We start from the raw sequence: 11,081 nt of genomic DNA, 5'->3' as shown, positions 1-11,081 counted from the left end.
CGGGTCTGCCCAGGATTTCCCCCCACGCATTTGGTTTTTCCCCCTATGTACAGGAATCCCCGAAAATCCTTACACCACGGTGGAAAATTGATTTTCAACCGTACAGCAAGGAGTTTGGGATATGACCAAGGCGGCGATGGTGGAAAGAATCAAGGAAAAGGCCAACTTGACCACGAAGGTTCAGGCCGAGAAGGTCTTCGATTGCATCATGGACTGTGCCCGTGAGGCGCTGCTGGGCGGAAACTCGGCTATCCTGACGGGCCTCGGGTCCTTCAAGGTCGTCAACCGCGCCGCGCGCACCGGGCGCAACCCCGGCACCGGCCAAGCCATCCGCATCCCGGCCTGCAAGGTGGTCAAGTACACCATGGGCAAGCGCATCAAGAAGGCCATCGGCTAACCGGGGACGGGGTTCATGCACGAGGATCGCAGGCGCCAGCCCAGGATGATGGTCTGCTTGCCGACGGTGGTGTTCGACAGGCCGGGAGGCCAGGTTTCGGCGACGGTGACGGACCTGTCCGTCCTGGGCTGCCGGGTTTGCGCGCCCTGGAGCGGCGGTTTGCCGCCCGGAGGATTTGCGGGTTTCGAGGCTGTCTTCTACACTCCCGGCGTCCCCTGGCCCATCGTGCTGCCGTGCAGCACCATCTGGACCCAGGAGTCGGCCCGGGCCCTGGACATCGGCGCCGCCTTCGACGGCGGCGACCAGGAAAGCCTGCTCGCGTTGCAACGGTATCTGGCCTCGCGGGCCGTGGCCGAGCGGGCCGTCTTGTAGCGCCCCCCATGCGGGGCGGGGCACGCAGAAGGGCCGCGCATGCGTCAGCATGCGCGGCCTTTGTCTTGTCTGGGTCGGCCCGGGTTGGCTCAGGCCCGGCGGCCGGGGCGCCGGGGGCGGCCCAGGGCCGTGCGTACGGCCCGGGCCAGGTCCTTTTTCTGTACGGGTTTGTGCAGGGTCACGGCGATGCCCATTTCGCGGGCCTGCCCGGCGGTGGGTTCGCGGCAAAAGCCCGTGCACAGGACCACCGGCAGCTCCGGGCGCAGGGCGCGGACCTCGCGCACCAGCCCGGTGCCCGTCAGCCCGGGCATGGTCTGGTCCGTCACCAGCAGGTCGAAGGCGCCGGGGTCGGCGCGCAGGAGTTCCAGGGCCCGCAGGCTGTCGGTCTCGATGTGCGCGGCCAGGCCCAGGCTCCGGAGCATCTCGCCCAGCACCGCCGCCAGGGGCGCCTCGTCGTCCACCAGCAGCACGCGCCCGCCCGGGGCCGCCGCGCCCCGGGCCCGGGGCGCGGCCTCGGGGCCGGGAGCGCCCGGGGCCGCGGGCAGCAGGATCTCGAAGACCGTGCCCCGCTCCGGGCCCGGGCGCACGGACACGGCCCCGCCGTGACCGGTGACGATGCCGTGGACCATGGCCAGCCCCATGCCGGTGCCCTCGTCGGGGCCCTTGGTGGTGAAGAAGGGGTCGAAGACCTTGTCGCGGATGGCCTCGGGGATGCCGTGGCCCGTGTCGGCCACGGTCAGGCGCACGTGGGGCCCCGGGGTCAGCCTGGGGTGCAGGGCCGCGCCCGGCGCGTCCAGCTCCACGCGTTCCAGGGCGATGGACAGCCTGCCCCCGCCGTCGCGCATGGCGTGGGCCGCGTTGGTGCACAGGTTCATGAGCACCTGATGGACCTGGGACAGGTTGGCGCGCACGGTGCCCGGCCCGGTCAGGTCCAGGGCGATGTCCACATTGGCCGGAATGGAGGCGCGCAGCAGCTTCACGGCCTCCTTGACCACGCTGTCCAGGGCCAGGGGCCGCAGGTCGGGCTCCTCCTGGCGGCTGAAGGTCAGAATCTGGTGGATGAGGTCGCGCGCGCGGCGCCCGGCGGTAAGCACCTCGGCCAGTCTGCGCCGGGCCGGGGCGGGCAGGTCGGGCTCCTCCAGGCTCATTTCGGTGTAGCCCATGATGACGCCCAGGATATTGTTGAAATCGTGGGCGATGCCTCCGGCCAGGGTGCCGATGGCCTCCAGCTTTTGCGACTGGCGCAGCCGGGCTTCCAGCTCCTTGCGCCGCGACACGTCGTGGGCCGTGAGCACGAAGCCGCCGCGCGCGTCCTCGCCCAGGTCGAAGGGCGACACGGTGACCAGGAACCAGCCGCCCAGGGCGGGGATGTGCATTTCCTCGGCCTGCCCGCCCTCGCGGACCATGCGCCGGATGCGCGGCCCGGCCAGGGGCGGGCCGTCGCCGGGGTCGAATACCGCCTCGCACGGCTTGGCGACCACGTCCTTGGGGTGCGCGCGCAGGCGCTCGGCCAGGGCCATGTTCACCCGGCGCACGGTCAGATCCTCGTCGAGGATGACGATGATGTCGGGCACGCTGTCGAAGGTCTTTTCCCACTCCTGCTTGGCGCGGACGATCATGCCCTCCACGGCCTTGCGTTTGCCGATGTCCTCGATGGTGCCCTCGATGCCCGCGACCTCGCCCGCCTCGCCGCGCATGGCCCGCGCGGCGATGGATACCCAGGCCAGGGAGCCGTCGCGGCGCAGCACGCGGGTTTCGAAGTCGGACACGGCCTCGCGCTCGCGCACGAGGTAGAGCAGGGCGTCCATGGCGCGCTCGTCGGCCAGGGGCAGCTTGCGGTCGTTTCCGGCCAGGTGGCGGCCCAGGGCCTCGGGCCCGTCGTGGCCCAGGATGCGCGCGAAGGAGGGGTTGAAGGTCACCAGCGCGCCCCACGGCGTGCACTGGAAGATGCCCAGCACCGAATTTTCGATCATGCCGCGGTAGGTGCTTTCGTCGGCGTGCAGGCGCTCCCACTGGCGGGCCAGCCTGCGGCGGCGCGAGGCGTCGCGCAGCAGCCGGGCGAACACGGCGGGGGCGCGCCAGTCGGCGTGGGCCAGCACGTCGTCGGCGCCCTCGCGCACGGCGGCCTGGGCGTCGGCGGGGTCCTGCCAGGAGCCCAGCAGCACGAAGGGTACGTCCTCGCGCACGGCGCGGGCCAGGGCCATGGTCTCGCGCCAGGGCAGGCCGGGCACGTCGCGGTCCGAGGCCACGGCGTCCCAGGGCTCTTCGGCCAGGGCCATGGACAGGTCGTGGATGTTGTCGACCACGGTGTAGGCGGGCTCCAGCCCCGCGCGGGCCAGGGTCCGGGCCAGTGTGGCGGCGCGGTCCTCGGAGGCGGTGGCGAAAAGCAGGCTGAAGCGGGTTCCCATGGCGCGGTCCTCGGGCTGCGGGGGCGTGGCGGGGTCGATGCTAGCAGAAGGCAGGGCGGAGGTAAAACGGGACATGGCGCACCGGGGGTTTCCTTTTGGCGCAAAGGGGGATAGGGCTGGGCCCTGGGCCGGTCGGCCCGTCAGTCCGTGCAACCGCACACAAGGAGCGCCATAGCCATGCAGGCCCCCGAGATCGAACCGCGCGTCGCGGCCCTGGTCATCGACTCCCTGGCGGCGGATCTGTTCCGCTTCGCCAAGGGCTTCCAGCGCCAGGGCCGGCGCAGCGAATTCACGGTCAAGGTCGCCGACGACGAAGCCCTGACCGCCGCATATCTGTTCCGCCCGCGTTCCCAGGTGCTGGAACTGGGCGGGCTGCCCGAGTCCTTCCGCAGTCAGGTCAGGCCCTTCAACATCCTGGGCATGATCCGCGACAAGGGGCCCGAGGGCTCGGCCACGGGGCGCGTGGTCCTGGATCTGCTGGCCGGGCAGGCCCGGCCCTTCGCCACCCTGCGCAGCCCCGTGGAACTGCGCGCCGCGCTGTACCCCGGCTCGGTGCTGACCTTCGTGAATCATCTTCTGCGCTGCCGGGGCCTGGAAAAGGACATTGCCGATTTCGAGTACGAGGAGTTCCGCGCCGAGCTGCGCCGCCGCGAAACCCTGAACCAGGCCGTGCGCGGCGTTCCCGGAATGCCGTAGCCGGGGGGATGCCCGGCGCCTAGCCGCAGGGCGTCCAGGGTTCGTTGATCATCCGGCCCTGCCCGCGCAGGGGGATGTTTTCGGGCAGCATGTCGCCCACGATGGGCGTTACGGGCTGGTAGTCGCAGCGTACCTCGACCTCGACCATGGCGCAGGGGCGCCCGGCGTCGCCGGTCGTGGCGGTGGCCGAGGGGTCCGTGCCCGGCCAGGAGCGGACCAGCACGCTCACGGGCCGCCCGCCCGCCGCCGGTTCGGCCACGTCCAGGGCCGCCTGCACGATGCGGTTCAGGCGGGTGCCGTCGTCCTCGCCGCGGCCGGTGACGGCGGCGCGCGCGCCCATCTGGGCGGCCTTGTCCATGGCCGACGAGAGAAAGAGCACGTTGCCGAACTCCACCAGCCCCATGACGATGGTCAGCAATACGGGCAGCACCAGGGCGAATTCCAGGGCGCTTACGCCGCTTTCCCCGCCCGCCCGCCGCCGCGTCCGCGCGCCGTTCATGGGAGCCTCCTAGTCCAGCAGCCGCCAGCCGAGCTGGCGGCCGATGAGCTTGAACATGTCGCCGATGTCGTAGGACGAGGGCGCGTCGAAGTAGTGGTCGTCCGTGCCCGCCTTGCTGGAGGCCACGGCCTTCATGAGCGCCACGTCGGCGGAGTCCGACGAGCCGAAGCGGATGCTGAAGATTTCGATGCCCGCGTCCTTGGCCTTTTGGGCCTCCTCCAGCATGGCGTTGTTCAGCGCGCCGCCGTTCTCGCAGTGCGAGTCCATGTCGAGCATGCCGTAGTAGGCGTTGGTCCAGTATTCGTTGGGCGTGTAGGTCACGGCGTAGCCGCCGCCGCACTTGCCGTCCTCGGTGTCGCCGTCGGTGAGCAGGATCATGATCTTGCGCATGTCGTCGCGGTTCGAGGCCTGGGTGAAGGGCGGCTCGGGGGTCAGCACGTGGCGGGCCCATTTGATGCCCTCGGAGATGACCGTGCCCGAGGCCGTGCCCAGGGCGTCCTGGGCGTTGATGGCCGCGATGATCGTGTCGCGGTCGTCGGTCAGGGGCTGGGTTTCGGGAATGGACGAACAGGTGCCCGAGCCCACGCGCAGGGAACTGCCCTTGGGGTAGCGGTACTGCGATTTGTAGTATTCCTCGTGCAGGTCCCAGTTCCAGGATCCGTCGGCATTGCGGCAGCCCGCGGGCAGGTCGTCCACGCCGTCCGCGAGGCGCACCTTGCCCCGGAAGGGGACCACGGCGGCCTTGACCGTGGCCCGGGCGCCCACGGGCATCATCAGCTCCACCAGATCGATGGCCGCCTGGTTGGTCTCGTTGATGGGCGAGCCCTTCATGCTCCCGGAGTTGTCGATGACGAAGACCACCTCCAGGTTGTTGAAGCCCGCCGCAGCCGAGGCGGTAAGGACCTTGTCCGAGGCGCCGACCACGCCGAGCAGCAGCACCTTCACGCGCACCCGGGCCGACACGCGCACGCTGCGGACCTCGGTTCCGGATGTCACGCCGGTCACCTCGGCCTCGGGCATGTTGCGGGTCAGGTAGTCCTCCACGGCGGCGCGCACCAGGCCCTTGGTCAGGTCCGGGTCGTAGGGCAGTTGCAGGCTTCCGGCCAGGGCCGCCGCGTCGGTGGCGGACTGAAGGCGCGAGTGGGCCTGGTAGAGCCGGGCCGAGTCGATGCCCAGGCCCACCAGCCCGATGATGACGGGGATGGCCACGGCGGCGAAGACGGCCACCGAGCCGCGCGCGCCGCGCCACAGCGCCCTAGGGCACCGGCATGCTCGTATACGCGGCCAGCGTGAGCAGCGGCTGGTGGCCTGTGCCGAAGGGGTTGGCGCGGAAGAACGACGGGTAGGCATAGCTCACCTCGACGGTTACGGTGGAACCGGTGGGGTCGGTGGTCACGGTGGTGGACAGGGCGCCGGGGTCCAGGTCGGGCGTCAGGGCGCGGACCAGGGCCGAGGCCGCATCGGCGCTGGCGTCGCCGGAAACGATGGCCTGGCGCGCGGCGGTGCGGCTGGCCTCGGCGATGGTCGCATAGGCCTGGAGCACGGCCCCGCCTTCCACCAGCAGGTACAGCAGCCCGGCCAGCACGGGCAGCAGCAGGGCCACCTCCAGGGCGGCCACGCCGGGGCGGCGCGGCGCGCGCCGGGATGCGGCGGCCCGGGTCCGGGCGGAGGGTGTCGTCGATGCGCTCATGGCTGCCTCCCGCACGGCGGGGCTAGAGGTTCTCGAAGGCCACGGGGGCCACGGGCGCCGGGGCGACCGGCGCATCGGGCGCGTCCGCCTCGGGGGGCGCGCCGGGCCCGGCCAGGCGCACCACGCGGGCGTCGGCGGCGGTCCGCCCGGCGCGCAGGGCGTCCCGGGCGGCGCGGGCCTCGCCCAGGTCGGCGAAGGCGCCCACGGTCACCCGCCACCAGCGGCCCGAGTCCGCAAGGTCCACGGGCACCACGGCGCTGTCGTGCCCGGCCTGGCGCAGGCGTTCGGCCTCGCGCCGGGCGTTTTCCTGTTTGCGCCATGAGCTGCAATGCACGGTGTACGCGCCCGCGTCCGGGGCCTGGGCCTTGGCGGCCCGGGGTTCCGGCGCGGCCAGGGCCGCCGGTGCGGCCGCCCTTCCGGTCGTGCTTCCCGTTGCGTTCAGGAAGGCCGGGGCCGGAAGGACGGCCTGGGTGGAGGCCAGGGCCACGGGCAGGGGCCGCGGCGCAAGGGCCTGTGCGGGCGCGGGTTGCGCGGGCTCGCCCCCGGCAACCGTCAGCGGCCCGTCGGGGATGGCGGCCAGGCCCTGGCCGTCCAGGGCGGGGATACCCTGGCGCAGGGCGGCCGGGCTCGGGCCGCCGGGCGCGCCTTCCTCGAAGCGCAGGGCGAGGCGGGCGCGCTTGAGATTCTCGTGGGCCCGGGCGTAGTAGGACGGCTCCAGGGCGATGGCCCGCTGGAAGCTGTCCACGGCCTGGGCGTAGCGGCCTTCCATGAAATAGAAGTAGCCCAGGTTGTTGTAGGCTCCGGCCTCGCCCTCGGCGCAGCGGAAGGCCTCCAGGGCTTCGGCCTCGCGGCCCAGGCGGGCCAGGGCCAGGCCCATGTTGTTGTAGGCCTTGGCCGAGGGCGCCCCCAGGCGCAGGGCCATGCGGAAGGCGGCCACGGCGGCCTCGTGGTCCCCGGCCATGGAGTGGGTCAGGCCCAGGTTGTTGAAGATGGCGCCGTCGCGCGGGGCGGAGAGCAGCGCGGCCTGGAAGGCGGCCACGGCCTTGTCGTGCTCGCCGCGCAGGTTGTGGATGGCCCCCAGGTGCGTCAGGGCGCGCACGCGGGTGGCGTCCAGGGCCACGGCGCGGCCCAGGTGCTCCTCGGCCTCGGCGTAGAGCCCGGCGCGGAAATAGACCAGCCCGGCGGCTTCGTGGGCCGGGGCGTAGTCGGGCAGGGCGGTCATGACGTGCTGGAACTCGGCCAGGGCCTCGTCCAGCAGGCCCTTGTCGAGCAGGATGGTGCCGCGCGCCTCGCGGGCCAGGGCCAGCTCTGGGTCCAGCCGTGCGGCGCGGGAGAACTGCTCGAAGGCCAGCTCCTGGCGGCCCTGGGCCAGGTGGGCCTGGCCGCGCGCGTAGTGCTGGCGGGCCTGGTCGGCGGGGCTGCCGGGGGCCGGGGCCTCGGCCATGAGGTCCTCGCCGCTGTGGTAGCGCTCCATGAGCGAGGGGCCGGCGGCGGCGGGGCCGCCCTTGGAAACGGCGCAGCCCGCCAGGGCCGGAGCCAGGAGCAGGGCCGTCAGGGCCAGGATGTGCAGCGGTCGGGTGGGCATGGTGTCCTCCGTGGTCATTCCATGCTGGCGAAGGTCTGCATCAGGCGGATGCCCGCCGGGCCGAGGATGGCCACCAGCAGGGCGGGCAGGATGCAGAAAACCAGGGGGAAAAGCAGTTTTACCGGCATCTTGGCGGCGATTTCCTCGGCGCGCTGATAGCGCGTGGTGCGCAGGGCGTCGGAGTAGACGCGCAGGGTCCGCGCGATGCTCGTGCCGAAGGCGTCGGCCTGGACGATGAGCGTCACCAGGCTGGTCACGTCTTCCAGGTCGGCCCGGCGGGCCAGGTTGCGCAGGGCGTCGGCCCGGGGCTTGCCCGCGCGCAGTTCCAGGATCACGGTGTGCAGCTCCTGGCCGAGCACCGGGCTGGTCAGGGCGATCTCGCGCGCGACGCGCGCCAGGGCCTGATCCAGGCCCATGCCCGCCTCGACGCAGACCACCAGCAGGTCCAGGGCGTCGGGCATGGCGTTCAGCAGTTCGCGCCTGCGGTTGTTGATGCGCGCACGCAGCCAGACGTTGGGCAGGTACATGCCCACGGCGGCGGGCGCCAGCAGAGCCAGGGCCAGCAGCCCCGGGGGCACCTGCACCCCGGTCAGGGCCTTCACCGCGCCGACGACGAGCATGCCGCCCACGGCCAGGGCCGCCTTGGCGCCGAAGAAGGCCAGGGGCGCGCGGGGGCTGCGCAGCCCGGCGCGCACAAGGTCCAGGGCCGTGTCCTTGATTTCCTCTTCGTTTTTGGGGCCCAGGGTGCGGCCCAGGCGGGCGGCTCCGGCGGCCAGGGCCTCGGGCAGGCCGCGCCCGGCGCGCGGGCCGTCGCCCAGCAGGCGGCTGCGCACGCGCTCGCTACGCCGCCTGGCCGCCAGGAACCCCCCGGCGGCCAGGGTCAGCAGCAGCACGGCCACGGCGCCGAGGGCGGCGGCGGCCAGGGGGGCGAGCAGCGGGCTGTGCGGCAGGGTCGTCATGTCCATACGTCGGCTCCCGGAGGTCCTAGACGGTGATGCGCGTCAGGCGTTTGAGGGCCAGGGCGCCCACGGCCATCCAGACCATGGCCAGGGTCGAGAGCACGCGGCCTTCGCGGGTTTCGCGCAAAACGGCCATGTACTCGGGGTTGATGATCGAAATGACCAGGGCCACGGCGAAGGGCAGGGCCAGCAGAATCCAGGCCGTGAGCCGCCCCTCGGCGGAGAGCACGCGGACCTTGCCTTCGAGCTTGAAGCGCTCGCGGACCAGGGTGGCGATGTTGCCCACGATTTCGGCCAGGTTGCCGCCGGTCTCGCGCTGGATGTTCACCGAGACGACGAAGAAGCGCAGGTCCGGGCAGTCCACGCGCCGGACCAGATGCAACAGGGCCAGGTCGGCGGACACGCCGAAATTGATTTCGTCCAAGGTCTTGGCGAATTCGGGGCCGATGGGGTCCTCGAATTCGTCGGCGACCATGCGCATGCCCTGGGGGAAGGCGTGGCCCGCGCGCAGGGCCCGGGCGATGAGGTCCAGGGCGTCGGGCAACTGGCGCTGGAGGCGGCCCATGCGCGCCGCACGCCGCCGCTCGACCCACAACAGCGGCAGCCCGCCCAGGACCGGGGGCAGCGCCGCCAGGACCAGGGGGCTGTCCGTCGCAAGGCGCGCGGCGTAAAGGCCGGCCGCCGCCAGCACCAGGCACAGCAGCACCAGGGTGCCCACGTTGAGGCTCAGCCCGGCCTGGGCCAGGGAGCGTTCCAGACGCGAGGTCCAGGCCTGGGCGGACAGGGCCCGGTGCAGCCAGGGCACCTCGGAGAGGATGCGCCGCCGCTCGATGTCCACGCCGCCCATGCCGGAGCCGTCGCCCGCTCCGGGACCGCGCAGGGCCTCCAGGCGGCGGCCGACCTGGGCCCGCCCGGCGGCGCGCGCGGCGCCCAGGGCGTTCAGCACGCCAAGGATCAGGCTGAAGAGCGCCAGGGCGCCCAGGGCGGCGGCGAGCGCGGTCATGGCCTGCCCTCCGCGCCCAGGGCGGGGTCGAAGAGCCCGGCGCCGAGGGTGATGCCCTGGGCCTCCAGGCGCGTGGAGAAGCGCGGGCGGATGCCCCCGGCCTCGAACTGCCCCTGGACCTTGCCGCCCTCGTCCACGCCCGTCTGGCGGAAGCGGAACAGCTCCTGCATGGTGATGGCGTCGCCCTCCATGCCCGTGATTTCCTGGATGCTGGTCATCTTGCGCGAGCCGTCGGCCAGCCGTGAGATTTGCAGGATCACGTCCACCGCCGAGGCGATGTAGCGCTTGAGGGACTCGGGGCCGATGGCCAGCCCGGCCATGGCGACCATGGTTTCCAGGCGCATGAGGGCGTCGCGCGGGGAGTTGGCGTGGATGGTGGTCAGCGAGCCGTCGTGGCCGGTGTTCATGGCCTGGAGCATGTCCAGCACCTCGGCCCCGCGCACCTCGCCGACGATGATCCGGTCGGGGCGCATGCGCAGGCAGTTGCGCACCAGATCGCGGGCGGTGATCTCGCCCAGGCCCTCGATGTTCGGCGGACGGGTTTCCAGGCGCACCACGTGCTCCTGCTTGAGTTGCAGCTCGGCGGCGTCCTCGATGGTTACCACGCGCTCGTCGTGGGGCACGAAACGCGACAGGCAGTTGAGCATGGTCGTCTTGCCCGAGCCTGTGCCGCCGGAGACGATGATGTTCAGCCGGGCGCGCACGATGCCGCGCAGCACCTCGCCCATGCCCGGGGTCAGGGCGCCGAAGCCGATGAGGTCGTCCAGCTCCAGCGGGTCGCGCGAGAAGCGGCGGATGGACAGGCTCGGCCCGTCCAGGGCCAGGGGCGGAATGATGGCGTTGACGCGGCTGCCGTCCTCCAGGCGGGCGTCGACCATGGGCGAGGCCTCGTCCACCCGGCGGCCCACGCGGGTCACGATGCGGTCGATGATCTTGCGCAGGTGGGCGTCGTCCTTGAAGCGGGTCTGCACGCGCTGGAGCTTGCCCCGGCGCTCCACGAAGACCATGCGGTAGTTGTTGACCAGGATGTCGTTGACCGTGGGGTCCTGAAGCAGCGGCTCCAGCGGCCCCAGGCCGAGCACCTCGTCCTGCACCTCGCGCACCATCTGGGCCCGTTCGGCGGCGTTGAGCTGCGCGGCGCGGTATTCCTCGGCCATGATGCGCTCCACCAGCCGGGCGATCTCCGCGCCGAGCAGGTCGGCGGGCAGGGTCTCCACGGCGCCGAGGTCCAGGCGCTCCACCAGCCGTTCGTGAACCTGGGCCTTGATGGCGTAGTAGCTTTCGTCGCGGGCCAGTTCGGACTGGGGCACGGGCACGGCGACGGGAGCGGCAACGGGCGTGGCCTGCCGCGCGGAATGCGGAGCCGGACCCGCCGGGGCCGCCGCCGGACGCGGCAGGGCGCAGACCGGGGCCGGGCCCGGCCCGGGGGCGGTGCGCGATACCTCGCGGTGCAGGCGGTCGGCCAGGGGCAT

At 72.3% G+C, this 11,081-nt stretch carries 11 protein-coding genes; 3 read left to right on the top strand and 8 right to left on the bottom strand.

Translation table 11 applies throughout. From position 1 onward, the window contains the following. Positions 1-121: 121 nt before the first annotated feature. The gene (locus tag ACZ5KV_RS01885; RefSeq protein WP_464240651.1) at positions 122-397 is read left to right on the top strand and encodes an HU family DNA-binding protein; all 276 of its coding nucleotides are present in this window, start codon (positions 122-124) and stop codon (positions 395-397) included. 15 nt (positions 398-412) lie between these two features. Next, positions 413-769 (top strand): PilZ domain-containing protein, encoded by a 357-nt coding sequence (locus ACZ5KV_RS01880; protein WP_464240650.1) that lies wholly within the window; start codon positions 413-415, stop codon positions 767-769. Positions 770-858: 89 nt separating this feature from the next. Here the strand turns inward: ACZ5KV_RS01880 and ACZ5KV_RS01875 are convergent, their stop codons facing one another. After that, positions 859-3,252, bottom strand: coding sequence for a PAS domain-containing hybrid sensor histidine kinase/response regulator (locus tag ACZ5KV_RS01875; RefSeq protein WP_464240649.1), 2,394 nt, complete (start codon positions 3,250-3,252; stop codon positions 859-861). Positions 3,253-3,354: 102 nt separating this feature from the next. Here ACZ5KV_RS01875 and ACZ5KV_RS01870 point away from each other — a divergent pair, with 102 nt between their 5' ends. Continuing rightward, a complete protein-coding gene (locus ACZ5KV_RS01870) occupies positions 3,355-3,873 on the top strand; it encodes a hypothetical protein (protein ID WP_464240648.1) in 519 nt (172 codons plus the stop codon). Positions 3,874-3,892: 19 nt separating this feature from the next. Here the strand turns inward: ACZ5KV_RS01870 and ACZ5KV_RS01865 are convergent, their stop codons facing one another. From ACZ5KV_RS01865 to ACZ5KV_RS01835, 7 genes are read right to left on the bottom strand one after another with little or no spacing between them, the layout of a single operon-like run. Further along, positions 3,893-4,372 (bottom strand): TadE/TadG family type IV pilus assembly protein, encoded by a 480-nt coding sequence (locus ACZ5KV_RS01865; RefSeq protein ID WP_464240647.1) that lies wholly within the window; start codon positions 4,370-4,372, stop codon positions 3,893-3,895. Between the two features lie 9 nt (positions 4,373-4,381). Continuing rightward, on the bottom strand, positions 4,382-5,599 hold the full coding sequence (locus ACZ5KV_RS01860; protein ID WP_464240646.1) for a pilus assembly protein TadG-related protein: 1,218 nt from the start codon (positions 5,597-5,599) through the stop codon (positions 4,382-4,384). A gap of 28 nt (positions 5,600-5,627) precedes the next feature. Further along, on the bottom strand, positions 5,628-6,062 hold the full coding sequence (locus ACZ5KV_RS01855) for a TadE/TadG family type IV pilus assembly protein (RefSeq protein WP_464240645.1): 435 nt from the start codon (positions 6,060-6,062) through the stop codon (positions 5,628-5,630). Between the two features lie 22 nt (positions 6,063-6,084). Continuing rightward, entirely contained in the window at positions 6,085-7,647 is a 1,563-nt protein-coding gene (locus tag ACZ5KV_RS01850) for a tetratricopeptide repeat protein (protein WP_464240644.1), read from the bottom strand. 14 nt (positions 7,648-7,661) lie between these two features. Beyond that, on the bottom strand, positions 7,662-8,612 hold the full coding sequence (locus ACZ5KV_RS01845) for a type II secretion system F family protein (RefSeq protein WP_464240643.1): 951 nt from the start codon (positions 8,610-8,612) through the stop codon (positions 7,662-7,664). Positions 8,613-8,631: 19 nt separating this feature from the next. Next, positions 8,632-9,609: a type II secretion system F family protein gene (locus ACZ5KV_RS01840; protein ID WP_464240642.1), complete on the bottom strand. Its 978-nt coding sequence runs from the start codon at positions 9,607-9,609 to the stop codon at positions 8,632-8,634. Continuing rightward, on the bottom strand, positions 9,606-11,081 hold the full coding sequence (locus ACZ5KV_RS01835; RefSeq protein WP_464240641.1) for a CpaF family protein: 1,476 nt from the start codon (positions 11,079-11,081) through the stop codon (positions 9,606-9,608). Before ACZ5KV_RS01835 ends, ACZ5KV_RS01840 begins: the two co-directional genes overlap by 4 nt.

The sequence above is a fragment of the Desulfocurvus thunnarius genome, from assembly GCF_055390965.1.
The sequence above is the reverse complement of the archived record's forward strand: the minus strand, read 5'-3'. Positions and strand labels throughout refer to the sequence as shown.